Source organism: Sphingomonas alba (genome assembly GCF_023516555.1).
Classification (GTDB): domain Bacteria; phylum Pseudomonadota; class Alphaproteobacteria; order Sphingomonadales; family Sphingomonadaceae; genus Sphingomicrobium; species Sphingomicrobium album.
Genome location: NZ_JAMGBD010000001.1, coordinates 58834 through 84706, shown reverse-complemented (window position 1 = coordinate 84706; position 25873 = coordinate 58834). Strand labels below are relative to the sequence as shown.

Sequence of the window (25873 nt, the reverse complement as noted above, 5' to 3'; positions counted from 1 at the left end):
GGTCTGGGTCATTTCTTGGCCCTCGGCTTCGTCGGCGCCTTAGCCTTGGGCGCGGCCTTGCTCTTCTTCGCGGCCGCCTTGTTGGCCTCTGCGCCCGCACCAGTGTCAGCGGGCTTCTCGGTGGTCTTCGGCGTCTCCGCCGGCGTCTTCGAGTTGGGCGTCCTAGCCCCCACGTTCGCCTTAACCGGCGACGGCGCGCCCGGTTCTTCCGGGGTCGCCTTCTCGTCGCCCGGCAAGCGATATTCCGCGCCTTCCCACGGCATCAGGAAGTCGAAGGTGCGGAAGTCCTGGGCCAGGCTCACGGGTTCATAGACGACACGCTTCTCGGCCTCCGAGTAACGCAGCTCGACATAGCCCGTCAGCGGGAAGTCCTTGCGCTGAGGGAAGCCCTCGAAACCGTAATCTGTGAGGATGCGGCGCAGGTCCGGATTGCCGGCGAAGCCGACGCCGTACATGTCGTAAACTTCGCGCTCCAGCCAGCCGGCGACCGGCCACAGGCCAGTGACGCTCGGCACCGGCGTCTTCTCGTCGGTCGAGACGTGGATGTGCAGGCGGTGGTTCTTGGTCAGCGACAGGAGGCAGTAGACCACCTCGAACCGCTCCGGACGCTCAGGGTAGTCGACCCCGGCAATCTCCATGAGCTGCTGATACTCATGCTCATCGCGGAGCGAGCGCATGACCTCGACCAAATCGTCGCGGTCTACGTCGAACGCCGTTTCGACGCCCTCATGACGACGGGCGCGCGAAAGGTTCGCCAGCGATGCCGGCTCGTCCGCATAGGTCGGGACATGGTTGGCGAGGGAGACGGCCATCAGCGCTCGATCGTCCCTTCGCGGCGGATTTTCCGCTGAAGCTGCATGATGCCGTAGAGCAGGGCTTCGGCGGTCGGCGGGCAGCCGGGGACATAGATGTCGACGGGCACAATGCGGTCGCAGCCGCGAACCACCGAATAGCTGTAATGATAGTAGCCGCCGCCATTGGCGCAGCTGCCCATGGAGATGACGTAGCGCGGTTCCGACATCTGGTCGTAAACCGTCCGCAGCGCCGGGGCCATCTTGTTGCAGAGCGTGCCGGCGACGATCATCACGTCCGACTGGCGCGGCGATGCGCGCGGCGCGGCCCCGAAACGCTCCAGGTCGTAGCGCGGCATGTTGACGTGGATCATCTCGACCGCGCAGCAGGCAAGGCCGAAGGTCATCCACCAAAGCGAGCCGGTGCGCGCCCAGGTGAAAAGATCCTCGGTGGTCGTGACCAGGAAGCCCTTTTCATCGAGCTCGCGGCGCATCTCCTCGAAGCGCTGCATCTCCGGCCCGCCGGGCACGAGGCCGGCGGCGCGGGCGAGCTCCTCCTCTGTCGGCGCCGGATTCGCCTTGGGATCCAGCATCACTCCCATTCGAGCGCACCCTTCTTCCAGGCATAGGCAAGGCCAAGCGCGAGTTCGGCGAGGAACACGACCATGGCGATCCAGCCGGTCCAACCGGTTTCCTTGAGCGACACCGCCCACGGGAACAGGAACGCCGCCTCAAGGTCGAAGACGATGAAGAGGATGGCGACCAGGTAGAAGCGGACGTCGAACTGGCTGCGGCTGTCCTCGAACGCCGGGAAGCCGCATTCATATTCGGCAAGCTTCGCCGGGTCAGGCCGGTGCGTGCCCGTCAACCGACTGACCAGCATGGGCAACACGACGAACGCCGTCGACAACGCCAATGCGATGGCGATGAACATGAGGATCGGCAGGTATCCGGCGGCAACGCTGGCCAAAGGAGAACTCCCAACGGGGCGAAAGATGGCGGGGCTTTAGGACAGGGAAGTGAGGCTCGCAACCACCTGAAAGGGCGAATTGGCCCTATCTCAGGGCGCCTGCCACCAGCTTGTGCAATTTGCTGTGCAATTCGCCGTTGGCCGCGAGATATTCGCGGCGTTCGAAGCTGCGGTCGGAACCGCGGTAATCGGTGATGAAGCCGCCCGCTTCCTTGACGAGGATAAGGCCCGCCGCCGTGTCCCAGGGGTCGAGGTCGTCTTCCCAGAATCCGTCGATGCGGCCGGCGGCGACCCAGGCAAGGTCGAGCGTCGCGGCACCGAAGCGGCGGACACCCGCAACTTCCGGCGCGATGGCGTTGTAGATCTTCGCCCAGCTCTCGCTTTTGCCGCGGCCAAGGTGCGGCATGCCGGTGCCGATCAAGGCCTCGTCGAGATAGCGCCGCGAGGAGACGCGCAGGCGGCGGTCCTGAAGCCAGGCGCCCCTGCCCTTTTCCGCCCAATAGGTCTCGTCCGTCAGCGGCTGGTAGACCATGCCATGGCTGATCTCGCCGCGGCCATCGGGCTTCCTCTCCTCGACCGCGATCGAGACAGCGAAGTGCGGGATGCCGTGCAGGAAGTTGGTCGTGCCGTCGATCGGATCGACGATCCAGCGCGGCTTGTTCGGATCGCCGGCAACCTCGCCGCCTTCTTCCAGCAGCAGGCCCCAATCCGGCCGCGCATTTCGCAATTCCTCGACGATTGTCGCCTCGGCGCGCTTGTCCGCCATCGAGACGAAGTCGCCCGGCCCCTTCTTCGACACCTGTAGCTGCTCGACCTCGCCGAAGTCGCGGCGAAGGCGCGGCGCCGCCTTGCGGACGGCGCGCTGCATGACGGTGATGAGGCCGGAGTGGGAGACCATTAGTCGGCGCGGCGGACGTAGGTTTTTTCGTAGACGTCCACGACGATGCGCGTGCCGCTGGTGATGTGCGGCGGCACCATGACGCGAACGCCATTGTCGAGCATGGCCGGCTTGTAGGACGAGCTTGCAGTCTGGCCCTTCACGACGGCATCCGCCTCGACGATGGTCGCTTCGATCGTGTCGGGAAGCTGGACCGAGATCGGACGCTCCTCGTGAAGCTCCATGATGACGTCCATGCCGTCCTGAAGGAAGGCGGCGGGTTCGCCGATCAGATCTTCGGGAAGCGAGACCTGCTCGTAGGTTTCCTTGTCCATGAACACGAGCATGTCGCCATCATGGTAGAGGAACTGGAAGTCCTTGGTGTCGAGACGGATGCGCTCAACCGTCTCGGCGGAACGGAAACGGACGTTGTTCTTGCGGCCGTCGATCAGATTCTTGAGCTCGACCTGCATATAGGCGCCGCCCTTGCCCGGCTGCGTGTGCTGGATCTTCACCGCCCGCCAGATGCCGCCTTCATATTCGATGATGTTGCCGGGACGGATGTCCACGCCGCTGATCTTCATTGGAAACCTATGGAATGTGAGAAAAAGCCGGCGCGGCCTTAGCGGCTGACCGGTTTGGCGGCAAGGAGCGGATAGGGATTGATCGCTGTCCCCTGCCACCAGCGCTCGCCCGGCTCCATCCGGTTGATGGCGAAATGCAGATGCGGGCCATCGGGATTGGCGTTGCCGGAATGACCTACGAAACCCACTGGGGCACCGCGCAGCAGGTGCTGCCCCTCATGAAGGCCGGGCGCGTACGCGCTGAGGTGAGCATAATAATACATCCAGCGGCGGTCTTCGGAGCGGACATAGACGGTCGTACCGCCGCCGCCGTTGCTGAAGAACAGCTTCTCAACAGTTCCTGGTGCAGCTGAAACGACCGGCCGGCCTTCGGGGGCCATGATGTCGATCGCGTCGTGGCTACGGGCGCCGCCGGCCCGCGCCTGGGTGTATGTGTCGGTTAGCTCGCCCGGCTTCACGCCGACGACCGGAAGCGCGAGGCCGGCCGGGCCGACGGTCACTCCCTCGGCGATTGTGACCGGGGGCTCTTTCGCAGGATCGACCGTCGTTTTCTCACCCGCAAGTGCGACCAGCGGCGCGTTGCTGACATTATAATAGAAGATCCAGAAGGCGCTGGTCAGCACCGCCGTGACCAGGATTGTGCCAAGCGTCCTGACCATCAGGCCTGGAACACCCTCATGAACGGCAGCTTCGTCATCCGCGACACACTCCATCCAAATTCACCGCTTGAGGCTGAACGATGGATCGGGCCGGCGGTTTCCGCGCCCGAACTCTCAGAGAGTTGCGTGCCTTGGCTTTTCGACATCGGCAGAGCGGATCGTTCCCCGGGCTCCGGCCAGGAGGGCAAGGCACACGGCAAGGACCGCAGTGATCGCCGAAGTCCGCAACGGGAAATCGAACAGGCTATGTAGCAGGATTGCCGCCGAAGCGATCGAAGCCGCTTTCTGTTCGATAGTTGCGCCCGATGACATCCACGCTTCGCGGGAACGATTTGCCCACCAGATGAGGAAGGCCACGACCAGCAAGAGTGCCGGAACGCCGCCTTCGACAGCGATCTCAAGATAGTCATTATGGGCATGGTTGACGTAAAAACGGTCAACTGACCCGGCATCTTCGTAGCGACGATAAGCTTCCTGGAAAGTGCCGAATCCCCAGCCTGTCAGCGCCTGACCTTGGACTGCGGCCGCGCTCGTCGCCCAAAACTGTTTCCGAGTCTCGACCGACGCACTGGTTCCCCATCCAGGCAGCCGGTCGCCCGCGACGACCAAAGTACCTGCAGCGATTACAATCAAAGCGAAGATGGCCAGAAATCCTTGGCGAATGCGGGTCTTGCCGAGGCGCATTGGAATCAAGATGGTTGCCGCCAGAACGGGCGGGCCCAGCAGGAGGAAGGCTGCAGATTGGCACATGAGAATGCCGACCAGCAGCACTGCGGCGGCCGCAGCTGAGACGAGAAAAATCGCCGATCGTTGTTGGCGGTCCTTGGCGGCGCGCCATCTGCCAATAGCGACTGCGCTGAATATCGGGATGGCGACAAGCAGCAATGTCGCAAAATGATTGGCGTTGGCGAAGGCACCCACAGCGACACCGAGGTTGGTCACCTCATAGAAGTACCATTCGGTGCCGCTTCGGACCTGGAGGAGGCCCAGCAAAATCGAAGTCGCGGCTCCAGCCAGTAACGCCATGAACATCGTTTCTGCCCGCCAGGCGCGTAATCGCAGCATGGCAATAAGAAGGGACAACGGGGGCAGCAGGGTCAGCGCGGCAGCGATGGTATCATAAGGCGACAGGCTCAAAGGCATCCACGGTTGCTGCATTCCGAGGAGGTCGAACCCACGCGCGACGAGTTCGCGTCCCGGGATCTTCGTCCATAAGTCCGGCGGCATCGGAACCAGCTGAATGGCGAACAGCGCTCCGAGAACCGCGACGATAAGCAACAGACGCCGGCCAGCAGGCTGAATTGCAGGCGGATCGCGCGACAAGAAAGCCCAAACAAGGAGACCGACTGCCGAGAGCTGCAACAAGGCGTTTGCCCAAACGCCGCGAGAACTGCCGCCGAGCAGGAGGCAGAGGAAAAGGTAGGACGGAAGAATGGCGAACTTCAGCCTGCTCACCGCGGAGCCTCAGCATCCAGACGCAGACCAGAAATGATCACTTCCGTCGTTCGCGGAACATCTCCGGCAACGCCCGCGAGTTCGAGCCTTGCCGCCAGGCAGGTTTCCGGAACGGCAAATATCACCTCAACCGGACCGGGCTTTAAAGGAACTTCGGCGAGGGCCGTCTCACCCGGCAAACACCGAACCGCCCAGCGTATTGCTGTCGCATCGCCGCTATCCACGTTTACTTTCATCGCCAGTTTGTAGGTCGCTGGACGCAGCAGCATGATCTGGTGAACAAGAGTTGCAGGGGCGCGGCCGTAATAGAGAAGGTCGAGCCCGCCTTTGCCGTCGGCTTCGGCCACGCCCTCGGGCGTTTCCGCGTAGCTCCAATTGAATGGTGCAGGCGCCGGCAATTTCGCGAAAGCCGCATTGTACAACCCGGAGCGCATCGGAACTCCCGTCAAGCGGCTCCAACTCACATAGGCCTTCGCATATTGGCCCGTCGCAGTGAGGCGGGTTAGAAGGGTTTCGCGCCAGTCGGGCTCGGGGCGGCGAAGATTGGTTGCCAGTGCCATCACCAGGTCAGCATTGGCGGGATCGACTGCCAGAATGGACAGTACCGGCGCTTCGGTTTGCGGCCGCAACCGGAAATAATCGCGCATCTGCGGTATGGCGCCCGGTGTTTTTGCATAAGCCACCAACGCCGGAAGGAAGGCCTCAAGGCCTCGCGACTGCAGGCCGACGAGCACCTGCATTTCAATCAGTCCCTGGGTCATTCGACCCGTGCGGAAATAGCGATCTGCCAACAGGAAGCGGGAAGCGCGCGAGCGGGGATCGCGGGACCGCGCTTCAGTCAGGAATGTTTCGGAGACGGCTCCTCGTCCCTGGGTTTCAGCGATCGCACCACGGATAACGAACGGATCTGGCGACAAAGGTGCGCGGGTCGCAATTTGCCGAGCGTCTTCAATGACACTTGCAGGGGGGAGTCGACCATGTGCAGCGGCCACGGCGATATCGAATAGAACCCGGTCCGTCACAACGGCAGGATGCGAAGGCCATAGCTTCTGAGCCAGAGCGGGATACCGCTCATGCTCAGCGGCGGCGGCATTTCTGATAATCTGGAAGGACAATAAGGCTGCACACACCGCTACTGCGGCGATTGCCGCCGCGCCCCTTGGCTTTCTGCCCCCCCGCGCCGCCATCAACTCTCCGGCTGGTGCGAGATCATGACGATCTCGTTCTTCGGCTCATCGATACGCTTGTAGCCGTAACGATAGGAACGATAACCGTAGTGGCTGCCTTCGTCCGTCGACTTTGTGAGTGCGACGCCGACGATCTTGGCGCCTGATGCCTGCACCCGATCGGCCGCGTCACGCGCGGCGCGAGTTTTCGTCCTGCCGGATTCAACGACCATCATGACATCGCCCACGACGGCCGCGAGCAGCGTCGCATCCGCGAGGCCTATGACCGGCGGCCCATCAATGACGATCCGATCGAAGTGCTCGCTGGCCTCGCGCAAGACTTCCTTGAACCTGCCGGTTGCAAGGAGGTCCGCTGGGTTGGGTGGAGTCGGCCCGCACGGCAGCAGCCAGAGATTCTCGAACTGGGTCTCAAGGATATGGCCACGGACCGGCTCATCGTTGGTGAGCAATTTGGTCAGGCCCTGGCGATCGGAAGCACCACGGAACGCTGGGCGCCGCAGGTCGGCATCGATCAGCAAGACAGATTCGCCGCGGCGAGAGTAATTCTGCGCAAGTGCGAAGGCCGAAGAAGACTTGCCCTCAGCGGGCTCGGTACTCGTAATGAGCATCGATTTCGGAGCACCATGCTCCGTACTGAACCGAAGTGCGGCCAAGATCGCGGAATAGGCTTCCGAGACCGGTGAGGCGGGATCCTTGAGGTCCTCGACAACGCTGCCCTTGCCGCGCTGGCGCGGGACGACGCCGAGGCAGGCGAGGTCAAGCTTGGAGCGGACATCCTCGCGGGTCTTGATGGTGTCGTGGAGGAATTCGAGGCCGAGGGCTCCCGCGACCCCCGCAAGCAGGCCGAGCCCCAGTCCCGCCAAAAGGTTGTAGAGAAGGTTGGGCTTGAATGGCCCAGGTGGAACTTCAGCCCGGTCGACGATTGAAACGGGGGATGCGCCAACGCCGCCGGCGACGCCAATCTGCTTATAGCGCTGCAGCAGCGCGTCATAGAGACCCCGGTTGGTGTCCACGTCGCGTTGCAAAATGTTGTAGCGAATGCTGCGGCCGCGCAGATCGAGCACTGAGCCCTTGAGCGAAGCGACCCTGCCCTGGAGCGCCCGCTCGGCGGACGCGGCGGCGCGATACTCGGCAAGAAGCGTATTGGCACGTCCACCCGCGGCGACCCCGCCCTCACGCGCAATCTGTCGGTCAAGCTCGTCGATGCGGGAGCGAAGGCTGAGCATATCCGGATGATCCGGCTTCATCAGCGTTCTCTTCTCCTGGTATTCGGCCTCGAGCGAGGCGCGTGCCTGGCGAAGGGCGCTCGTATCCTGCGCGGCGTCGGCGGCGCCCGCGATTTGCGCCTGTCGATAGTTGCCCTCGGCCAAGACGCGCCGAGCCGTCGCATCCGCGAGTGCCTTGTTCAGGCTGACAAGGGATTCGCCCTGAAGCGACGAGGCATCGCCGCCAGCTGAGCCAGGCTCGCCAGTCGCCGTGTTGATAATACCCTCCGCCTGGGCATAGGCGACCAGTTCACGCTCGGACTTCTCGAGATCGCCACGAGTCTTGGCGATCTGTTGCTGCAGGAATCGCCGTGCATAGGCGGATGCATCGTACCGTCGCTGTAACCCGGAATCGATGAAGCTGTCGGCAATTCCGTTGGCGATCCGTGCGGCCAACTGAGGCGACGGCGACACATAGCTGTAACTGACCAATTGCCCACTCTCCGGGACTTCCACTTTCAGGCCGCTTTGGACAACCGTGGCGGCGATCTTCATCCGCGTCGCGGCGTCTCCCTGGGTGCCGACGACGTTGGGATCGGCGGCGAGGTTGAGGTCCTGGGCAACGCGCTCGGCCAGGCTTCGGCTTCGGATCAACCCCACCTGGGTGTTGAGGATGTCCCAGCTATCGGTGGACGGACCGGCGTTCTCCCGCTTGTTCTCGTCCATTACCTCGACGTTGGGCGGATTCACTTCAAGGATAACGTCCGCCCGGTAGAGCGGCTTGGTCATCAGGGTCACGATCACGGCGAAGACCAGGCCGGCAACAACGGCGCCGAGAATCAACCAACGATGTTCCCGCAGAATCCTGACAATGGATGCGAAATCGAGCGAACGCTCCGACTGCGCCGGCTGCCAGTGCAGGCCATGACCGCGGGTCGGCGAGAACGGGTCGACGAGCGCCTGGCGCTCGCCGGGCGTCAGGGCAACATCGTTACCCATGGGCCATTCCTGATCGACGCATCATTCTGCCTTGCCTCGCTAGAACGGCTGGAAAAGCGACAGGATGGGCAGCGCGTTCAGAATCTGGCGCTGCGCTGCCTTCGTCGCCGAGCCGTCGACGACAATGATGTCACCCGCATAGATTGGCGGATCCGGGGCCTCGCCGCGGCGGATGCTGGTGAGATCGAATGCGGCCGCTTGCCGCTGCCCGCTGATCTGGCGGAAGATAGCAACGCGACGCGGATTGCCGTTTTCGCTGACACCGCCCGCACCGGCGATTGCCTGGATCAGTGTGGTCGGGCCGTTGATGGCATAGGTTCCTGACTTGCCGACCGAGCCGTCCACTGTGACGCTGCGGCGAGTGGACGACTTGATGCCTACGCTGACGTCCGGATTCTCGAGGTATTTCTCGCCAAGCTTGGCTGTCAGGCGCTGATCGAGCTGAGCGGTGGTCAAATCGATGGCGGATACCTCACCGATCAGTGGCATGGATATCTTGCCAGTGAGATCGACTTCGTAATCACCGGTGAGATCCGCCATCTTGAAGACGCGTACACTGATGACGTCCAGCGGTGCGATGCGGTAATTTTCTTCCAGCGGCACGACCTTGGGTGCGTCGGGAAGCCCGAAAGTCTGGACATTATATGGGATCGGTCCGCCCCGGCTGTCCGCGCAGGACACAAGGCCGATGGCCGCCGCGACGATGATGAAAGCGCGGGCGACGCCCTTGGAGAACTGCAATTCAGACAAAGTGACGCTCCTAACCCGGAATGCAGCCGGCAGCCCCTTAGCAAGACCTATCCAGACTGGCCACTAACTGCATCCAATGCGGATGGAATTGCACAGTTCCATTTGAGGGCCCATCAATTTTCGGGCTGCAAGCTGGCTTGAATGAACCAGCGTTTGTCCGCCTCAAGGGCGATGGCAGTAAGGACGCCATATCGGTAGGCGCCCGTGTCGATGCCGATCCGGTTCGGCATTTCCTCAATCTCCTCGCGCACCGTATGCCCGTGAACGACGATGAATCCATGGTCAGCGCGATCGCCGAGGAAAGGCTCCCGGATCCATCGTAAGTCGGTTCGCGCCTGCTCTTCCAGCGGTATGCCGGGACGTAATCCGGCATGTACGAACAAGTAGTCGCCGGCCCGAAACGTGTCTTCGAACGACCGAATGAACTCGATGTGCGCCGCCGGAATTGCCTCCCTGACTGTCGCGATCGCTCGCGCCGGCGACATCACCCGCACACGTTCTGCATCGACGTCGTAACTGCGAAGGCATTCCGCACCGCCAAAGCGCAGCCAGTCGGGCACCAGCCGCGCCTCGCCGTCGATGATCCGGAGCAGGACTTCCTCATGATTACCGGAAAGAAACACGAGCCGTCCCTGGGCAGGCCGATAGGTCCGCAGGCGCTCAATTACTCCGGATGAGGCCGGGCCACGATCTATAAGGTCGCCGAGGAAGACGATGACCGGGCGAGCATGGCCCCGCGCCGCGTGATCTTCCTCTATACGAGCGAGCAGTTGCTCGAGCAGGTCGTCGCGGCCGTGAACATCGCCGATCGCGTATACTCGGTAGCCCGCCGGTACATGCGGCTGCGAAGCTTTGGCCCGCCCGCCGAAGAAGCGAGCAAACATCAATTCGCTGCCTGCAAATAGGCATCAACAACCAATTGCTGATCGAATTTCGATTCAACCATTGTTCTAGCCTTGAGGCCCCAGGCCTGACGCTCGTCTGGACCGAGGCGAAGCATGGCCTCCATTGCCGAAGCCAACGACGATGCTGAGCGCGGCTCACACAGGAAACCATTCTCACCGTTCACGACAACATCGCGGCATCCTGGAACGTCTGTTGCGATCATCGGCCGGGCCATCGCCGCCGCCTCCAGCAGCGAGCGCGGCAGGCCCTCTCGATAGGAAGGCAGGACAATGCAGTCGCTGTCAGTGATCAAAGGACGCACGTCGTCGGTTTCTCCAAGGTAGGACACCAAATTCTCGCCCTCCCAACGCCTGACCTCCGACATGGGAACCGCGGACGGATTATCACTACCCGCAAACCCGAGCACCGCGAACTCGACATTCGGCCAGGAAGGACGAAGCAGCCGCGCAGCCTCGGCATATTCGACGAGGCCCTTGTCGCGGAGTAGTCGGCCGATGAACAGAAAACGGAATGGAAGGTTCTGCTGGCGCGCCCGGGAAGGCGGCTTGAACCGTTCAAGATCGATGCCCGAACCTGGAATCACCGTCGCCTGATCCGCCTGGACGAGCCCGCCGGATACGAAAAGATCACGGTCATGGGGGTTCTGAAAGAAGACACGCACCGAACCGCGGAGCGACAGCTTGTAGAGCCTCGTGACCAGCCAGTTGAGGGGGCCAGGTTTCATGAATGCGGTTCCCAGCCCGCTAATATTATTGACGACCCTGATCCCGAGCAGGTGCGCGGCAATCGATCCATAGACGTTCGGCTTGATGGTGAAGCCCAGGAATAGCTTCGGACGCAGTCGTCGTAGAACCCGCAAATAGCTGGCCAGCAGTCGCGCGTCTCCGACTGGAGAGGTACCCGAGCTCTCGATTCCGATTGGCACGAACTCTGCGCCAAGTGTTTCAAGCGCGGCGATGCTGCCGTCTCCGGGTGCAAGTGCGACGACATGCCAACCGTCGTTGCGGAGAGCCGTGATCAGTGGAGCCCGGAAATTGGCGATATTCCAAGCGCTATTGGCGGCGATAACGGCGATCGGTGAGGCCGGTCGGTGGGTGAGAGTCACATTTTCTCCACACATGGCCGGCATTCAGTCGGTTGGCCCAATTTTCTGCGCAACTTCGCACCGGGTTGACCGTTTAACGAAAGTTATTCGTGCACCCTTAACAATGAGCGGTGACCTATGTATAGGCCCGACTAGGCGTAGGAGACCATGATGCAGCTGGCGCGTTTCAAGTCCGGTGTCGGAATTGCCGTGGCTATCGCCCTATGCGCGAGCCCGACCATGGCTGCCGCCGCCACTGCGGCTCCCGTTCAATCGATTAGCCCCCTCGTGGCGGTCAGCGTATTTGGCACGCAGGCATCTGCTCAGGCGGTTTGCACCGAAGCGGCCTCCGCCGCCGCGGCGGCGGGTTCGACAGCGGTCCAGGGCCAGACTGGCTGCGTACTTCCCGCGACGGACGTGCCACCGCCCCCGCCTGCGGCTGAGGCTGTGCCGCCTCCGGCTCACTATGGATTTGGTATCTCGCCGGTGATTCTGGGCCTTCTCGGCATCGCCGCGCTTGCCGCGCTGATCGCCAGCCAGAACCACGACAGCCATTCGCCGGCCAGTCCCGACTAAGGACTGTCGAGGCCAATTGATCATGGCCGCCGCTGGCGGCCATTTTCATATCTGGGGAGCGGGAATCCCCGTTCCGCGTTTTCGCTTGATGTGCACTCCGATGCTCATCGCGGTCGTGGCAGTCAGCAGCTGCGTGGCCGAGCCGTCGCTGGTTCAGCGTGCTCCCGTACCGGCTCGACCGATCGAGATTTCCGCGGAGGCTATCGCTGCCCACAATCGTGAACGATCGCCGGTCGGTGCCCTGCCGATAAGCTGGGATCCAAGCCTGGCTCAGGCCGCCGCTTTGTATGCCGGACAATTGGCTGCCTCCGGAGTTCTGCGCCACTCGCCGCGACAGTCGCGTCCCGGACAGGGCGAAAATCTCTGGATGGGGACGCGCGGGCACTATGCCCTCTCACAGATGATGGGGAGTTGGTCCGCGGAGAAGCGCTACTTCCGGCGCGGTCTATTTCCTTCCGTCAGCACGACCGGCAACTGGGCTGACGTCGGCCATTACAGCCAGATGATCTGGCCTACGACCACGCGGGTCGGCTGCGCGGTTGCAAGCAATGCCCACGCCGATTTCCTTGTCTGCCGGTATGCGCCTGCCGGAAACATCGATGGGCGCAGGGTACCCTAACCCCTTTCGCCCGCAGGTTGCTGTACTGGCGGCGGCGGAGCGTTGGTCGAATTGGCAAGCCATGAGGCCGTACCGCAATTGCTGGTCAAGGTCATGGGCTGGCCAGCTTGGAAGGCGTTTGCATAACCCCAACATTCCTGCGCTGCGCCCGTGTTCAGGCACAATTGGCCGTTGGCCGCCGTCCAGGACGCCGGGATGACCGACCCGCCAGGCGTCGTGATCTGCGCCTGGCCGCCTGGCCCAAGGAACACGCTGTTAGTGACGCCATTCTTCTGTACCTGCAGCGTCTGGCCGACAATTTCGGATCCCGGCACCCACTGCGCCTGAGCTGCGACTGGCGCAATCAACATGGCAGTACCTGCTAGCGCTACGGCAAAGCTGGGCTTCGTCATCTCACACCCTCCTCGACAAACTGGCTGGCCGTGACTCGGGCCAAATTGGAAAACCAATTCGGAGGATCAAAGTTGCAGAGGCCGCGGCGATCCTATTCGACTGGGCTCAGCAACTGGAAGTTCGGGATGGTTACATCGAAGGTCGATCCGTCTTCATCCACGAGCCGATAGCTGCCGTGCATGGCTCCCGACGGAGTAGCGAGCGGGCAGCCTGATACATAATCGTAACTACCGCCCGGCGGGATGAGCGGCATCTCGCCAACCACACCTTCGCCCTTCACCTCATGCTCGGTGCCGCGCCCATCCAGGATATGCCAATGCCGCGACAACAGCTGGACCGACCGCTCACCCTCGTTCTCGATCCGGACATGGTAGGACCAAAACCAGCGCCCGGCTTTCGGCGCGCTTTGTTCCGGAAGATAGGAAACCGCGACACGGACGTGGATGTCGCCTGTAGTCGCGACATGCGGGAACAGCATCGCCATGGTATCGAAGCTGGATCCTCCGCTCATGCTGCAACGCTATGCCACTCCGGCGGCGCGGCGCAAGCGGTCGACAAGTCTTTCACGACCCTCAAGCAATGACGCGGCTCGGTCGGTCAATACATCGCGCGTCAGGAAATGGCCGGTGAGGCGAAGGCCGTCGATGATCTCTGGCCATGATGCCGTGCCGCCGTCCAGGAGGAAATTGGGCAAGGGCAGCAACCTGTCGCGATACGGGTCGGCTTCGGCAGCGCTGACCGCTCTCCCCGACCTGGGGCTGACGGCGACTAGCGCATCGTTGGAGCCAGTCACTGCGCAAGTCTGCAGGTCCAGCCCAAAGCCAAGTTCGGCGAGAAGGAGCAGTTCGTAGCGGACCAGCGCCGAGCCCCAACCGCTTGCGGCCGGTGCGGCCTCGATCGCCGCCAGCAGCCCGTCCAACGCCTGATAGAGAGGTGGATAAGGCTGCGCTTCCGGCAAGGCAGTTGCGGTCAAGGCCGTTGCCCATTCGATTGCCGCGGCGGGTAATGGCTCGCCGAGCAATGGCCCCCGGCTGTGCATCAGTTCAATTTCAGCCTGTGCAAGCTGCGCCTCGGTGCGCGAGGACAGGCGAGCCTGAACCTGGTTTCCTGGGATAAGCACCGGTCGCATCCTCCGTCCGCGAGCACCGCGGACATAGGCCGCCTGCAGGCCATCCTGCGGGGTCATCAAGCGGACGATGGCGCCGTGCTCGCCGTGGACAAGCAGGGCGCAAACGATCGCTTGGGTCTCGATCCTCATCCCGCCGGATGGAAGAAATCGTAGAGCTGGCGCGCCATCGCGCTGCTGATTCCCGGGGCGCGCTCAAGGTCTTCAAGCGCGGCGCCCTTCACCGCCCGAGCGGTGCCAAAATGCATGAGCAGTGCCCGCTTGCGATTAGGGCCGATGCCGGGAACGTCGTCGAGAGTCGACGTTGTCAGGCTCTTTGCGCGCTTCTGACGATGTGTGCCGATCGCGAAACGGTGAGCCTCATCTCGTAAACGCTGGATGTAGAAGAGCAGGGCCGAGTTTGGCGGCAGGGTGATTTCACGGCCGCCGGGCAGATGGAACACCTCCCGACCCTCGCGGCCATGATGTGGGCCCTTGGCGACACCGACCACCGGCACGTCATGAACACCCGCGTCCTCCAAGACATCGCACACCGCGGACAATTGTCCTTTGCCCCCGTCGATAAGGAGAAGGTCAGGCCATTCGCCACTGGCGCGGTCGGGGTCATCCTTCTCAAGTCGGGCGAAACGGCGCTGCAGGACTTCCCGCATCATTCCGAAGTCATCGCCGGGAGTAACGCCTGACTTGATGTTGAACTTGCGGTAATTGTTCTTGCGGAAGCCCTCCGGGCCGGCGACGATCATAGCGCCCGTGGCGTTGGTCCCCATGATGTGACTGTTATCGTAAACCTCGATCCGCTTCGGCGGCTCAGCCAGCTCGAACATGTCGGCCAGCTCGCGGAGCAGTTTACCCTGTGTCGTCGCTTCGGCCATCCGGCGATCCAGCGCCTCTTCGGCATTGCGGCGAGCCTGCTCCATCACTTTGCGGCGGTCGCCGCGCTGAGGGCGCTCGATGACGATCTTGCGCTCGGCCCGGGCTGTCAGCGCCTCAGTCAGGAGTTCGCCGTCGGCAAGTTCGCGATCAACGAGGATGCGCCGCGGGGGCGGCATGTCGTCGTAGAACTGGACGAGAAAGCTCGACAGGACCTCTGCTTCAGGCACGTCGGCGGTGTGCGCCGGGAAGAAAGCCCGGTGCCCCCAATTCTGGCCGCCGCGGATGAAGAAGGCCTGTATGCACATCGACCCGGCTTTGCAGGCGAGAGCAAAGATGTCTGCATCTCCAAGCCCCTCGGCGTGCACGGTCTGGCTGCCCTGAATGTAGGTCAGGGCCCTCAGTCGGTCCCGGTAGACGGCCGCGAGTTCGTAATCCTGTGCCTCGGCCGCTTCCGCCATCGATCTCGACAGGCGCGTCTGCACGTTGGTCGATTTGCCCGCGAGGAAGCTCTTCGCATCGGCGACAAGGTCAGCGTAATCCTTGCGGTCGATGCGGTCCACGCACGGCGCCGAGCAGCGCTTGATCTGGTAAAGCAGGCATGGTCGCGAACGGTTGGCGAAAAAGCTGTCAGAACAGCTCCTCAAGAGGAATAGTTTCTGCAGTGCATTGAGCGTTCTCGTCACCGACCCGGCGCTGGCGAACGGCCCATAATACTGCCCCTTGATGCGCCGCGCACCTCGGTGCTTTTGGACACGCGGGAATTCGTGGTCCTCGCGCAGAAGTATGAACGGGAAGCTTTTGTCGTCGCGCAGCAGGACGTTGTAAGCAGGCCGGAACCGCTTGATCAGTTGAGCTTCCAACAACAGCGCCTCAGCCTCGGTCCGGGTCGTGACGATGGTCATCGACCGGGTCTGAGCGACCATGCGCTGCAGGCGCTTCGGCAGCTTGGCGACTTGCGTGTAACTAGTGACGCGGTTCTTCAGCGCCCGCGCCTTGCCGACGTAGAGTACGTCGCCCCGCGCGTCCTGCATGCGATAGACACCTGGCCGGACCGGCAGGGTCTTCAGGACATTGCGGATCGCTGCCACGCCTGCTTCGAGGTCGGGCACATCTGAGCCGCGCACCGCATAGGTCGCCGTCTCTTCGTTGAAACGCTCGGCGGCTCCAGGCTGGTCGGGGCGATCGGCTTTGCTCACTCCGACGATGTAGGGCGCGAAGCGGATTCCCGCTAGGCGGCCGCCCTCGCCTGCTCTTCCTCGCTCAGCATCCAATCGACGGCGAAGCGCGCGTGGATGGCGGTCGTGTCATAGACCGGCAGGACATTGGCGCGGGTGTCGACCGCGAGCACCAGCTCGGTGCAGCCGAGAACGATCGCCTGGACCTTCTGCTTGGCGAGCTCGGTGATCAGCGTCTTGAGCTTGCGCTGGCTGTCGCGGACGACGCGGCCGGCGGCGAGCTCCTCATAGATGATGCGGTCCACTTCCCGGGTCCAGCTGGCGTCGATGGACGCGAGGGAGATGCCACGCGATTCAAATCGATCGCGGATGTAGGGCTCGGTCATGGTGAAGCGGGTGCCGAGCAAAGCAACCCGCGTCCGGCTGTCGGCGACGAGGCGATCGGCGGTGGCTTCGGCGATGTGCAGCACCGGAAGCCCGGTTTCCGCCGTGATCGCGCCCTCGACCTTGTGGCCGGTGTTCGAGGCGATCAGCAAGCCCTCCGCGCCCGACGCCTTGAGACGGCGGCCGGCTTCGACGGCGACATGTGCGACGCCGTCCCAGTCGCCGGACTGCTGCATGGCGACAAAGGGGGCCATGTCGAGGCTTTCGATGCAGAGCAGAGCGCTGTGGAGACCGCCGAGGCGAGCGGAGATTCCTCGGTTGAGATGCTCATAATAAAGCGCCGTCGACGCCCAGCTGGTGCCGCCGATGATTCCCAGTTTGCGCACGTTGCCGACCCCTTCCCGACTCTGCCCCAACCGGGGCGATCCGGCTGGGGGCTTTAACCCAGAAACGCTTGTATGGCCGTGGCTTAGCCGAGGGCCTTGTTGATTTCCTCCACCATTTTCTTGGCGTCGGCAAGCAGCATCATCGTGTTGTCGCGATAGAATAATTCATTGTCGACACCGGCGTAACCCACGCCGCCCATCGATCTTTTCACGAACAGGACGGTGCGGGCCTTTTCCACGTCCAGGACCGGCATGCCGTAAATCGGTGACGACTTGTCGGTCTTGGCGGCAGGGTTGGTGACGTCGTTGGCGCCAATGACGAAGGCGACGTCGGTCTGCGCGAACTCATTGTTGATGTCCTCCAGCTCGAAGACCTCGTCGTAGGGTACATTCGCCTCGGCGAGCAGGACGTTCATGTGCCCGGGCATTCGGCCGGCGACCGGGTGAATCGCATATTTGACCTTCACCCCAGCCTTCTTGAGGAGATCGGCCATCTCGCGCAGCGCATGCTGGGCTTGGGCGACTGCCATGCCGTAGCCCGGGACGATGATGACTTGGTCCGACTGGCTCATCAGGAAGGCCGCGTCTTCGGCCGAACCGCGTTTGTAGGGTCGGTCAATCGCCACCGCGTCGCCGCCCGCCACCGCGTCGCCGCCAAAGCCCCCTGCGATCACCGAGACGAAGCTGCGGTTCATGGCCCTGCACATGATGTAGCTGAGGATGGCGCCCGAACTGCCGACCAGCGCGCCGGTGATGATCATGGCGCTGTTGTGCAGCGTGAAGCCCATCGCCGCCGCCGCCCAGCCGGAATAGCTGTTCAGCATCGAGATCACGACCGGCATGTCGGCGCCGCCGATCGGGATGATCAGCAGGAAGCCGATGGCGAAGCTGAGCGCCGTGACCGTCCAGAAGATCCAGGGTGCCTGGTCCTGCGTGAAATAGGCGATCAGGCCGAGGATGGCGACGAGCGTGCCAAGGTTGATGACGTGCCGTAGCGGCAGGATGATCGGCTTGCCGCTCATATTGCCGTTGAGCTTGAGGAAGGCGATGACAGAACCAGAGAAGGTGATAGCGCCGATGGCGACGCCAAGCCCCATTTCGATGCGGCTGACCTGATGAATGCCGTCCGGGCCGAGGATGCCGAAGGCGCCAGGGTTGAGGTAGGCTGCCGCGCCGACCAGCACCGCCGCCATGCCCACCAGCGAGTGGAAGGCGGCAACCAGCTGCGGCATTGCCGTCATCTGGATCCGGCGGGCGATAACCAGCCCGACGCCTCCGCCAATCAAGATGGCGATGGCGATTTCCCAGAGGGTCGCGATTTCGTGGGTCGCAAGCGTTGTCGCCACGGCAATCGTCATGCCGATGATGCCCATGCGATTGCCGCGGCGGCTGCTTTCCGGGCTCGACAGCCCGCGTAGCGCCATGATGAAGCAGACGCCCGCTACGAGGTAGGCTAGCAGTACCCAGGAAGGAATGGCGGCGGCCTCATGCATGAGTCTTGTCTCCCTGCGGGGCCTGGCGCTCCTTCTTCTTGTACATCGCCAGCATGCGGTGCGTGACCGCGAAGCCGCCGAAAATGTTGACGCTCGCTAGCGCGACCGCGACCAACCCAAGCCACTTCGAATATGGGCTTCCGGCCGCCGCTGAGGCGATCAGTGCCCCGACGACGATGACCGAGGAAATGGCGTTGGTGACGCTCATCAGCGGCGTGTGCAGGGCCGGCGTTACCGACCAGACGACGAAATAACCGACGAAACAGGCCAGCACGAAAATCGACAGGATTGAGATGAAGTCCATTAGCCCCCCATCAGCCTCTTAAGGTCGCAAAAGTCACAAAAGTCTTGGGATCAACGACCAATTTTCGTGACCCCCAAGACTGCATAACGGGTGAGAGATGAAATGAACGATTGCTGCGCGGCGCCCGGTGCATGAAGCACAGCATTGCACAGGATACGGGCGATAGGACAGAGGCAATCTCCCCGATGCGTGAGGACCAGCAAAGATGAGTGCCGAATCCGTCCATGCCTGGCTACAGAAGTACGCACCGGATCTTGAGTTCATCGAGGTCCAAGCCAGCACCGCGACGGTCCTGGAGGCTGCCGAAGCCCTGGGTGTCGAACCTGCACAAATAGCCAAATCCCTAACCGTACGCGTCGGCGATGAGGTCTTCCTGCTTGTGACGAGTGGAATCGCCCGCCTCGACAATACGAAAGCCAAGAGCGAACTCGGCGGCAGGCCACGGATGTTGGGGCCTGATGAAACATACAAGGTTACCGGCCACCCCGTCGGCGGCGTCTGTCCCTTCGATCTGCCGGAAGGGCTGCCGATCTATCTGGACGTTTCGCTGCGACCACTTGGAACCGTCTATCCGGCCGGTGGATCGCTTAACACCTCGGTGCGGGTATCGGTGGACCGTCTGTTTGAGCTGGTCGGCGACCGCTGGGTGGATATCTGCAAGTTGCCCGGGGCGTCCTGACGTTAAACAAGACGGGGTTTCCAGGTTGTTAACCTTTGCACGCGCATAGGTGCGCGCGGGGTCATTTCCCGTTGGAGACGAGATGCGCTCGGCATCGCCAAAGAAGACTGAAGCCACAAGGGACACGGGGCTGCGCTTGCTTCTGTGGCCCGTGCTTGCGGCGATCGTCTTCGGCCTGATCGGCTTTGGCGAAGTGCTGGAAGATGCCCTCCGAATTGCCCGCGACGGTGTGCGCAGCCATGCCGTGAGTGGCGATATCGTCCTGGTCGATGTCGACGACGCCAGCTTGCGCGAAGTGGGTAGCTGGCCATGGGCGCGATCGAAGCAAGCCAAGATCGTCAGCGAAATCGATCGGCTCGGCGCCAAGAAAATCGTCATGGACATTCTCTACGCCAATCCGAGTTCACCGGCGGAGGACGCCGCATTGGCTCGAGCAATCTCGCGCTCGGGCAAGGTCATCCTGGCCGTGCAGAACCGGGTCGGGGACCAGGGCGGCAAGCAGGACACCGGCATGCCCCTGTCGATGTTCGCCAAGCATGCCAAACTCGCCGCGATCAGTGTCAGCTACAATTGGCAAAACTCCGCGTGGCGGGTTCCCTATGCCGCCGATGTCGGGGGCCGCGCGCTCCCGTCGCTGGCGGCAAGTGCCGCCGGCGTCAGCGGTCCTCTCGGCAGCGAGTTCCTGATCGATTACGCGCTGGATCCGAACAGCGTCCCGCGGATCAGTGCCGCCGACCTGCTGAGCGGGCGAGTCGAGCGGTCGCAAATTGCCGGCAAAACCGTGATGGTGGGGACCAATTCCACCCGCATCGGCGATCAATATTTCATTCCGGGGCGGGGCAAGCGCGGCGGGGTATTCATCCACCTGCTCGCCGCGGAGACGCTCAAGAAGGGCGCTTCTCACGACTTGGGTTGGGTGCCGGCACTGCTGATCGCGCTCGGCGCGACGGTTGTGGCTGTGCGCAAGCGGCGCCACAGCGTCCTCGCCGTCGCCGCGGGCGTCATCTTCGTATTGCCGCTGGCGACGGAAAGCCTGCGCATCTGGATCGACATTACCCCGGCCCTCTTCCTCGTCGGCACAGTCGCCGCCCGGCTTGGCTGGATGCAGTCGCGATCGAAGGGCCTGGTCAATTCGTTGACGGGCCTACCCAATCTCGCGGCGCTGGCCGCCGACAGCAGCGGCAAGGATCTGCCGCTGGTCGCAGTCCGCGTGCACAATTATGCGGAGATTGCATCGACACTCGATGCCGCCGGCGAGCGGCAGTTCATCGAACAAATCGTGGCCCGCCTGACCTTGGGCCAGGAAAATCGCCGCATCTACCAGGGCGACGAGGGAATTTTTGCATGGTTCGCTCCCAAGGGCACGCCTTTCGCATCGCACCTGGATGCGCTGCACGCCTTGTTTCGTAGCCCGGTCCGGGTCGGCGGAACCAGCATCGATGCCGTGCTCAGCTTCGGTGTCGAGCTTGGCAGCAGCCGCTCGCCGACGAGCCGTCTCGGCAGCGCCCTGGTCGCCGCCGACGATGCCGACACGGAATCGCTCAAGTGGAAATTCCACGATCCCGCCCGGCTTGAAGACGTGCCGTGGCGGCTTTCCCTCCTGTCCCAGCTCGACAAGGCGATCGAGAATGGGGAGGTCTGGCTCGCCTACCAGCCCAAGCTGGACCTGGCGACGCGGCGGACGATCGGCGCCGAGGCGCTGGCGCGATGGACTCACCCTGAAAAGGGCCCGATCAGCCCGGTGGAATTCATTTCCGCCGCCGAGCAGCATGACCGCATCGAGCCGCTGACCGACTTCGTCCTCGATAAAGCGGTCGAGGCCGCGGCAAACATCGGCAAGCGCGGCATCGAATTCGAAATCGCCGTCAACCTGTCAGCACGCATGCTGACTGACCGGCGCCTGCCGGCAAGGGTCGCGGCGGTCCTCGACAAGCATGGGCTGGAGCCCGGCAAGCTGACGCTCGAGCTGACCGAGACGGCTGCCGTGTCGGGCACCGGCTATGGCATTGAGCTGCTGGCGGGCTTGCGTGAGTTGGGAGTCAAGATTGCCATCGACGATTACGGCACTGGCCTGTCGACGCTGGAGTATTTGAAGAAGATTCCCGCGAGCGAGATCAAGATCGACCAGAGCTTCGTCAAATCGATGCGCGACAACCGCAGCGACCTCATCATGGTGCAGTCGACGATCGCCCTCGCCCATTCGCTTGGGCGGACCGTCGTCGCCGAAGGCGTCGAGGACCCGCAAAGCCTCGAGCAGCTGACGATGCTGAAATGCGACATCGCCCAAGGCTTCATCGTCGGTCGGCCGATGAGCTACGAAGAGATCGTCCGTCGCCTGCTCGTCGAGCGCCGCCGCACAGCGGCTTAAGTCAAAGCGCCAATATAGGCGCCATTCCCCAAATAGTTAACAAATACTCGTTCGCGGTTGCTTGATCGCGGCAGAGTCAGCGCTGTGCTTTGAGGCACCGGCCATGTGCTTTGCGGCCCGATCTGAGGTGAAATAGTTAATCGTTTGATAACCATATCCATTAGGGTTAATATCCCCGACGTGCCGACGTGATTCGCACGTAACAAAGGGGGAGTTGTCCCATGAAGAAGCGTCCGCCCGTGAAGGGCTTCTGGAGCTGGCTCTTTGGCGGTGGCTGGAGCAACGCCGGCAGCGGCGGTTGATCCGCCCAAACCATTGAGTTTTTTATAGATTAGACCGGCCCAGGAAGACTGGCCGGTCTTTTCTTTTGGGGTAAAGCGGGCGGCGCCGCCGCCTGGTCAGGCAGTCTTAGCCGACTGCGTCTTCAGTCACTGCGACTCGGAGCGCCTTGCCGATTTCGTCATCGGCCGGAAGATCGACCTTCCCCGCCTCTTTGTCCCAGAACGCGCTGAGGAAATTATAAAGGTTGCGGGCGAAGAGCGCGGATGAATCCGCTGGCAAAGTGCGCGCCAGCTGGACCGCGCCGACGATGGTGACGCCGTGGCGAACGACGGTCTTTCCGGGGCTAGTACCTTCCACATTCCCGCCTGCCTCAGCAGCCAAATCGACGATGACGCTGCCCGGCCGCATGGAGGCCAGCTGCGCGTCGCTGATCAGGCGCGGCGCAGGGCGCCCCGGGATCAATGCCGTGGTGATGACGATATCCTGCTTGGCGATGTGACCCGATACCAGCTCAGCCTGCGCTTTTTGGTATTCGGGGCTGGTCTCGCTTGCGTAACCGCCCTGCCCTTCGCCTTCTATGCCGGCAACACCCTCGACGAAGATCGGCTTGGCGCCGAGCGAAAGGATCTGCTCCTTCGTCGCCGAACGGACGTCGGTGGCGCTCACCTGGGCGCCGAGCCGGCGCGCGGTTGCAATTGCCTGAAGGCCAGCCACGCCGACTCCCATGACGAAGACCTTGGCGGCGCTGACCGTCCCGGCCGCAGTCATCATCATCGGCAAGGCCCGGCCATAAACGGCGGCGGCATCGACGACGGCCTTGTAACCGGCAAGGTTCGACTGCGAGGACAGGATGTCCATCGACTGCGCGCGCGTGATCCGCGGCATTTTCTCCATCGCCAGCGGCTCAATCCCCGCCTTGGCGTAGGCGGCAATGTCGCCCGCGCGGTGGGCTGGATCGAGCGCGCCCGCCAGCATGGCGCCCTTGGCCGCGCCTTTCAGAGTCGCCGGATCCGGCCCGGCGATGCAGAGGATGATGCCGGCGTCCTTCAGCGCCGCGGCTCGGCCGGCGACGCTGGCGCCCGCGTCCTTATAGTCGGAATCGCTGATCCCGGCCTTTTCGCCGGCACCGGATTCGACGGCGACTTGAGCTCCGAGGCCGATGAATTTCTTCACCGTCTCGGGAATGGCGGCGACCCTGGTTTCGCCGTCCGCTTCTCTAAGGACCGCGATCTTCATGGCCGCTCCAGCCTAGTTTGCGATGACGTAGATGACGACGGCCGCGATGATCGCGACAACGACGATGGTCCACTTCACGAGGTTCATAAAGCCGAGGTAATTGCGCACGTGTACCGGGAAGTTGGAATCGTGCCCGCCTTCAGCGTCTGGAAAATTGACCATATTTGACCCCTGAGAGGATGAGTTTCGGCAAGGGTCTTACCAACCGATCCGCATTGTCCCAAGCCCTTTAAGCCGACCTTTACCGTTGAGAGTCTATTGTCGCGCGCACGTGGCAAGCTGAGGCACACATGCGCGAAGAAGTCCTACGCTCATTGCTATTGGTCGACGCCGATCCCGGCGAGCGGCGCATCGTCTCCGCGACGGCGTCGCGCGCCGGCTGGAGCGTCGTCAGCGCTGCCGATCCGGAAACCGCCGCAGGCCTGCTGCAAGGACCCCACGGCCGCGAAGTGCGCGCGTCCCTCCTGTCCAGTTGGGATAGCGAGAGCGGACCCGGCCTGATCGCCGCCATGCGCAAGGTTCGCCCCGACCTTCCGGTCATCGTCTTGGCGGATGGCGGTTCGATCGACCTTGCGGTCGATGCGATGCGCGCCGGCGCCAGCGATTTCCTGGCCAAGCCGGTCGCTCCGGAGCGCCTGCTCGAGGCTTTGAGCGCTCACCGCGACCGCCGTCGCGCGTCTGGTGAGCTAGCTCCTTTGTCAGAGAAACTAGCGCCGGACCTGGCGCTTGAAGAGCTGGTTGGCGCCGCTCCTGATTTCCGCGCAGCCCTGGCCGTAGCCGCCAAGGCGGCCCGCAACCGCCTGCCGATCCTGATTATCGGTGAGCCAGGAACCGGCAAAGAGACCTTTGCTCGTGCCATCCACGCGGCCTCGCTGCGCGCCAAGGGCCCGATGATCCAGGTCGACTGCAAGGCGGTTGCTGCGAACATCATCGACAGCACTTTGTTCGGTCATGTCGCCGGAGCCTTTCCGGGCGCATTCTCCGAAAAGGTTGGTGCCATCGTCCAGGCGGACGGGGGCACCCTGCTGCTCGACGAAATCGGCGAACTGCCACCCGAGACCCAGCAGCGGCTCGATCGCGTGCTAGCAACCGGCGAAGTGCGTCCGGTCGGCTGCAACGGGTCCAACTCGGTCGATGTCCGGGTCATCGCAACCTCCAGCCGGCCGCTCCCGGACGGTTTTGACGGCAATCTGGCCGAGCGCATCGGCGCCACAAGCGTGGTCATTCCAGCGCTCCGCGACCGCGCCAGCGACATCCCGACCCTCGCCCGGCACCTGCTTGGCCGGATCGCCGAGCACCGCGGCCTGAAGCCGCTGTCGATCGGCAATGACGCTTTGGCCGTGCTGATGCGTTACGGCTGGCCGGGCAACGTCCGCCAGCTGGCCGGCGTCCTGTTCCGGGCCGCACTGCAGTGCGAAGGTAGCTCGCTGACCGCCGACCATTTCCCCCACATCGCCATCCAGTCGCGCTTCAGCGGCCGCCGTAGCGACCATTTGCCCGACATCACCAAGGCGAGCGCGGACGCGGCCATGGGCGGCCCACAACTAACGCTCTATCGCCCCGACGGTCACATCCGGTCGATCGAAGAGCTGGAAGCGGACATCATTCGCCTCGCGATCGGCCATTATCGCGGGCGCATGACGGAAGTAGCGCGTCGCCTCGGCATTGGGCGCTCGACACTTTACCGCAAACTGGGCGAACTCGGCATCGACACTGCCGCATAGACCTCGCAAAGCATGTCCGAGCGTAACGATGAAGTCTTCGAGGGGCTAAGGCGCTTCTTCGGCAATCCAATCGTCACTGCGGGCATGGCGCTCGCCAGCGTCGCGCTCCTTCCCCTCGCCGCAAGAATGCAGAACTCGCCTGAAGGGCGGGAACGCCTGCGCAGGGAAATGGAGAAGCAGGCCAAGCGTCGCGAGGAGACTCTGCGCGATCAGGAATTGTCGCGAGCTCGTGACCAGGCCGTCCGCGACTATTTCTCCCACGATGGGCCGGGCGGCCGGCTCTTGCGTGAGTTGGGCAAGGTCACAATCGGCCCGGCCGAGCCACTCCCAGACGCCATCCGTGAGCCACCTGGACCGCGGTCGCGAGGCGGATGGCGGTTTCGCAGCCCTAGTCTCGGGGCAGCCCTCGAAGGGCGTTGGGATCGTGACGGATGCGGGGGACTTCAGCTAAACTTGCCCGACGGCACAACCTGGAGCCTCCCGACGGCGGGCCATGATAGCGGGCATCAAGAAGCACGGATGGAGCAGGAACTGAAGTACCAGCGAAGGCCGGGTGAGCGTCCTTTATTCGATCCAGAGGCAGCGGAGATTGCGGCCCAATTGCTCGCTTCGGCGATTGGCGCGCCAGCGCAAATCACGCTCATCCGTCCCGAATATTTCGAGATACGGGACCGGCTTCACAACGAGTTTCTCGACCGCCACCCGGAACTTGAGGACGATTGGCGCCGTGGTATGCGGAAGCGGCGTGCCGACCGTAAGGCTGCTGAGCGTGGTGTCTGACCAGCAAA

The 25873-nt window shown here is 63.0% G+C and carries 27 protein-coding genes; 6 read left to right on the top strand and 21 right to left on the bottom strand.

The genetic code is table 11. The features are described 5' to 3' along the window. Positions 1-8 precede the first annotated feature (8 nt). From LZ536_RS00455 to LZ536_RS00400, 12 genes are all read right to left on the bottom strand, one after another. Positions 9-812, bottom strand: a complete 804-nt coding sequence (locus tag LZ536_RS00455; protein ID WP_249846350.1) for an NADH-quinone oxidoreductase subunit C — start codon at positions 810-812, stop codon at positions 9-11. Beyond that, the gene (locus tag LZ536_RS00450; RefSeq protein WP_431357928.1) at positions 812-1285 is read right to left on the bottom strand and encodes a NuoB/complex I 20 kDa subunit family protein; all 474 of its coding nucleotides are present in this window, start codon (positions 1283-1285) and stop codon (positions 812-814) included. Before LZ536_RS00450 ends, LZ536_RS00455 begins: the two co-directional genes overlap by 1 nt. Positions 1286-1383: 98 nt before the next feature. Next, entirely contained in the window at positions 1384-1725 is a 342-nt protein-coding gene (locus LZ536_RS00445; protein WP_249848510.1) for an NADH-quinone oxidoreductase subunit A, read from the bottom strand. A gap of 121 nt (positions 1726-1846) precedes the next feature. Continuing rightward, on the bottom strand, positions 1847-2659 hold the full coding sequence (locus LZ536_RS00440; RefSeq protein ID WP_249846349.1) for an inositol monophosphatase family protein: 813 nt from the start codon (positions 2657-2659) through the stop codon (positions 1847-1849). Continuing rightward, positions 2659-3222 carry an elongation factor P gene (gene efp / locus LZ536_RS00435; RefSeq protein WP_249846348.1) on the bottom strand — a complete coding sequence of 188 codons (564 nt, stop codon included), beginning with the start codon at positions 3220-3222 and terminating at the stop codon, positions 2659-2661. Before efp ends, LZ536_RS00440 begins: the two co-directional genes overlap by 1 nt. A gap of 38 nt (positions 3223-3260) precedes the next feature. Next, positions 3261-3935 (bottom strand): M23 family metallopeptidase, encoded by a 675-nt coding sequence (locus tag LZ536_RS00430; RefSeq protein WP_249846347.1) that lies wholly within the window; start codon positions 3933-3935, stop codon positions 3261-3263. 60 nt (positions 3936-3995) lie between these two features. Continuing rightward, the gene (locus LZ536_RS00425) at positions 3996-5336 is read right to left on the bottom strand and encodes an O-antigen ligase family protein (protein WP_249846346.1); all 1341 of its coding nucleotides are present in this window, start codon (positions 5334-5336) and stop codon (positions 3996-3998) included. Further along, a complete protein-coding gene (locus LZ536_RS00420) occupies positions 5333-6523 on the bottom strand; it encodes a tetratricopeptide repeat protein (protein ID WP_249846345.1) in 1191 nt (396 codons plus the stop codon). Before LZ536_RS00420 ends, LZ536_RS00425 begins: the two co-directional genes overlap by 4 nt. Further along, entirely contained in the window at positions 6523-8727 is a 2205-nt protein-coding gene (locus tag LZ536_RS00415) for a GumC family protein (protein WP_249846344.1), read from the bottom strand. Before LZ536_RS00415 ends, LZ536_RS00420 begins: the two co-directional genes overlap by 1 nt. Positions 8728-8766: 39 nt before the next feature. Then, the gene (locus tag LZ536_RS00410) at positions 8767-9477 is read right to left on the bottom strand and encodes a polysaccharide biosynthesis/export family protein (protein WP_249846343.1); all 711 of its coding nucleotides are present in this window, start codon (positions 9475-9477) and stop codon (positions 8767-8769) included. A 113-nt stretch (positions 9478-9590) separates the two neighbouring features. Then, entirely contained in the window at positions 9591-10361 is a 771-nt protein-coding gene (locus tag LZ536_RS00405; RefSeq protein ID WP_249846342.1) for a metallophosphoesterase family protein, read from the bottom strand. After that, complete coding sequence (locus LZ536_RS00400) at positions 10361-11488, bottom strand: glycosyltransferase family 4 protein (RefSeq protein WP_249846341.1); 1128 nt, start codon at positions 11486-11488, stop codon at positions 10361-10363. The genes LZ536_RS00405 and LZ536_RS00400 overlap by 1 nt, the downstream gene beginning before the upstream one ends. 147 nt (positions 11489-11635) lie before the next feature. On the opposite strand from LZ536_RS00400, the gene LZ536_RS00395 reads away from it, so the two are divergent. Together LZ536_RS00395 and LZ536_RS00390 are read left to right on the top strand one after the other, a co-directional pair. After that, positions 11636-12043 (top strand): hypothetical protein, encoded by a 408-nt coding sequence (locus LZ536_RS00395; RefSeq protein ID WP_249846340.1) that lies wholly within the window; start codon positions 11636-11638, stop codon positions 12041-12043. 22 nt (positions 12044-12065) lie between these two features. After that, positions 12066-12662, top strand: coding sequence for a CAP domain-containing protein (locus LZ536_RS00390; RefSeq protein WP_249846339.1), 597 nt, complete (start codon positions 12066-12068; stop codon positions 12660-12662). Here LZ536_RS00390 and LZ536_RS00385 read toward each other — a convergent pair. The 7 genes from LZ536_RS00385 to LZ536_RS00355 form a co-directional block, all read right to left on the bottom strand. Continuing rightward, positions 12659-13054 (bottom strand): hypothetical protein, encoded by a 396-nt coding sequence (locus LZ536_RS00385; RefSeq protein ID WP_249846338.1) that lies wholly within the window; start codon positions 13052-13054, stop codon positions 12659-12661. The genes LZ536_RS00390 and LZ536_RS00385 overlap by 4 nt on opposite strands. A gap of 92 nt (positions 13055-13146) precedes the next feature. Further along, positions 13147-13539 carry a Co2+/Mg2+ efflux protein ApaG gene (gene apaG, locus LZ536_RS00380; RefSeq protein WP_249848509.1) on the bottom strand — a complete coding sequence of 131 codons (393 nt, stop codon included), beginning with the start codon at positions 13537-13539 and terminating at the stop codon, positions 13147-13149. A 36-nt stretch (positions 13540-13575) separates the two neighbouring features. Then, a complete protein-coding gene (gene recO, locus LZ536_RS00375; RefSeq protein WP_249846337.1) occupies positions 13576-14313 on the bottom strand; it encodes a DNA repair protein RecO in 738 nt (245 codons plus the stop codon). Continuing rightward, entirely contained in the window at positions 14310-16250 is a 1941-nt protein-coding gene (uvrC, locus tag LZ536_RS00370; protein ID WP_249846336.1) for an excinuclease ABC subunit UvrC, read from the bottom strand. Before uvrC ends, recO begins: the two co-directional genes overlap by 4 nt. 32 nt (positions 16251-16282) lie before the next feature. Further along, complete coding sequence (locus LZ536_RS00365; RefSeq protein ID WP_249846335.1) at positions 16283-16999, bottom strand: aspartate/glutamate racemase family protein; 717 nt, start codon at positions 16997-16999, stop codon at positions 16283-16285. 83 nt (positions 17000-17082) lie between these two features. Continuing rightward, the gene (locus tag LZ536_RS00360; protein ID WP_249846334.1) at positions 17083-18492 is read right to left on the bottom strand and encodes an NAD(P)(+) transhydrogenase (Re/Si-specific) subunit beta; all 1410 of its coding nucleotides are present in this window, start codon (positions 18490-18492) and stop codon (positions 17083-17085) included. Continuing rightward, positions 18485-18796, bottom strand: coding sequence for an NAD(P) transhydrogenase subunit alpha part 2 (locus LZ536_RS00355; protein WP_249846333.1), 312 nt, complete (start codon positions 18794-18796; stop codon positions 18485-18487). The genes LZ536_RS00360 and LZ536_RS00355 overlap by 8 nt, the downstream gene beginning before the upstream one ends. A gap of 205 nt (positions 18797-19001) precedes the next feature. Between LZ536_RS00355 and LZ536_RS00350 the strand changes: the two genes are divergently transcribed. Together LZ536_RS00350 and LZ536_RS00345 are read left to right on the top strand one after the other, a co-directional pair. Next, positions 19002-19475, top strand: coding sequence for a YbaK/EbsC family protein (locus LZ536_RS00350; RefSeq protein WP_249846332.1), 474 nt, complete (start codon positions 19002-19004; stop codon positions 19473-19475). 136 nt (positions 19476-19611) lie between these two features. Continuing rightward, positions 19612-21843: an EAL domain-containing protein gene (locus LZ536_RS00345; protein WP_249846331.1), complete on the top strand. Its 2232-nt coding sequence runs from the start codon at positions 19612-19614 to the stop codon at positions 21841-21843. Positions 21844-22251: 408 nt separating this feature from the next. Here the strand turns inward: LZ536_RS00345 and LZ536_RS00340 are convergent, their stop codons facing one another. Both LZ536_RS00340 and LZ536_RS00335 read right to left on the bottom strand, forming a co-directional pair. After that, positions 22252-23361 (bottom strand): NAD(P) transhydrogenase subunit alpha, encoded by a 1110-nt coding sequence (locus tag LZ536_RS00340; RefSeq protein WP_249846330.1) that lies wholly within the window; start codon positions 23359-23361, stop codon positions 22252-22254. A 12-nt stretch (positions 23362-23373) separates the two neighbouring features. Next, complete coding sequence (locus tag LZ536_RS00335; RefSeq protein ID WP_249846329.1) at positions 23374-23523, bottom strand: aa3-type cytochrome c oxidase subunit IV; 150 nt, start codon at positions 23521-23523, stop codon at positions 23374-23376. Between the two features lie 128 nt (positions 23524-23651). Between LZ536_RS00335 and LZ536_RS00330 the strand changes: the two genes are divergently transcribed. Both LZ536_RS00330 and LZ536_RS00325 read left to right on the top strand, forming a co-directional pair. Then, positions 23652-25085, top strand: coding sequence for a sigma-54-dependent transcriptional regulator (locus LZ536_RS00330; RefSeq protein WP_249846328.1), 1434 nt, complete (start codon positions 23652-23654; stop codon positions 25083-25085). A 12-nt stretch (positions 25086-25097) separates the two neighbouring features. Beyond that, positions 25098-25865 (top strand): hypothetical protein, encoded by a 768-nt coding sequence (locus LZ536_RS00325; RefSeq protein ID WP_249846327.1) that lies wholly within the window; start codon positions 25098-25100, stop codon positions 25863-25865. The last annotated feature ends 8 nt before the right edge of the window (positions 25866-25873 follow it).

What these genes read in the sequence shown, in the direction of transcription:
- LZ536_RS00455 (WP_249846350.1), bottom strand. Translation starts at nt 812, where the DNA reads ATGGCCGTCTCCCTCGCCAACCATGTCCCGACCTATGCGGACGAGCCG.
- LZ536_RS00450 (WP_431357928.1), bottom strand. Translation starts at nt 1,285, where the DNA reads ATGCGCCGCGAGCTCGATGAAAAGGGCTTCCTGGTCACGACCACCGAG.
- LZ536_RS00445 (WP_249848510.1), bottom strand. Translation starts at nt 1,725, where the DNA reads ATGTTCATCGCCATCGCATTGGCGTTGTCGACGGCGTTCGTCGTGTTG.
- LZ536_RS00440 (WP_249846349.1), bottom strand. Translation starts at nt 2,659, where the DNA reads ATGGTCTCCCACTCCGGCCTCATCACCGTCATGCAGCGCGCCGTCCGC.
- efp (WP_249846348.1), bottom strand. Translation starts at nt 3,222, where the DNA reads ATGAAGATCAGCGGCGTGGACATCCGTCCCGGCAACATCATCGAATAT.
- LZ536_RS00430 (WP_249846347.1), bottom strand. Translation starts at nt 3,935, where the DNA reads ATGGAGTGTGTCGCGGATGACGAAGCTGCCGTTCATGAGGGTGTTCCA.
- LZ536_RS00420 (WP_249846345.1), bottom strand. Translation starts at nt 6,523, where the DNA reads ATGGCGGCGCGGGGGGGCAGAAAGCCAAGGGGCGCGGCGGCAATCGCC.
- LZ536_RS00415 (WP_249846344.1), bottom strand. Translation starts at nt 8,727, where the DNA reads ATGGGTAACGATGTTGCCCTGACGCCCGGCGAGCGCCAGGCGCTCGTC.
- LZ536_RS00405 (WP_249846342.1), bottom strand. Translation starts at nt 10,361, where the DNA reads ATGTTTGCTCGCTTCTTCGGCGGGCGGGCCAAAGCTTCGCAGCCGCAT.
- LZ536_RS00395 (WP_249846340.1), top strand. Translation starts at nt 11,636, where the DNA reads ATGATGCAGCTGGCGCGTTTCAAGTCCGGTGTCGGAATTGCCGTGGCT.
- LZ536_RS00390 (WP_249846339.1), top strand. Translation starts at nt 12,066, where the DNA reads ATGGCCGCCGCTGGCGGCCATTTTCATATCTGGGGAGCGGGAATCCCC.
- LZ536_RS00385 (WP_249846338.1), bottom strand. Translation starts at nt 13,054, where the DNA reads ATGACGAAGCCCAGCTTTGCCGTAGCGCTAGCAGGTACTGCCATGTTG.
- apaG (WP_249848509.1), bottom strand. Translation starts at nt 13,539, where the DNA reads ATGGCGATGCTGTTCCCGCATGTCGCGACTACAGGCGACATCCACGTC.
- recO (WP_249846337.1), bottom strand. Translation starts at nt 14,313, where the DNA reads ATGAGGATCGAGACCCAAGCGATCGTTTGCGCCCTGCTTGTCCACGGC.
- LZ536_RS00360 (WP_249846334.1), bottom strand. Translation starts at nt 18,492, where the DNA reads ATGCATGAGGCCGCCGCCATTCCTTCCTGGGTACTGCTAGCCTACCTC.
- LZ536_RS00355 (WP_249846333.1), bottom strand. Translation starts at nt 18,796, where the DNA reads ATGGACTTCATCTCAATCCTGTCGATTTTCGTGCTGGCCTGTTTCGTC.
- LZ536_RS00350 (WP_249846332.1), top strand. Translation starts at nt 19,002, where the DNA reads ATGAGTGCCGAATCCGTCCATGCCTGGCTACAGAAGTACGCACCGGAT.
- LZ536_RS00340 (WP_249846330.1), bottom strand. Translation starts at nt 23,361, where the DNA reads ATGAAGATCGCGGTCCTTAGAGAAGCGGACGGCGAAACCAGGGTCGCC.
- LZ536_RS00335 (WP_249846329.1), bottom strand. Translation starts at nt 23,523, where the DNA reads ATGGTCAATTTTCCAGACGCTGAAGGCGGGCACGATTCCAACTTCCCG.
- LZ536_RS00330 (WP_249846328.1), top strand. Translation starts at nt 23,652, where the DNA reads ATGCGCGAAGAAGTCCTACGCTCATTGCTATTGGTCGACGCCGATCCC.
- LZ536_RS00325 (WP_249846327.1), top strand. Translation starts at nt 25,098, where the DNA reads ATGTCCGAGCGTAACGATGAAGTCTTCGAGGGGCTAAGGCGCTTCTTC.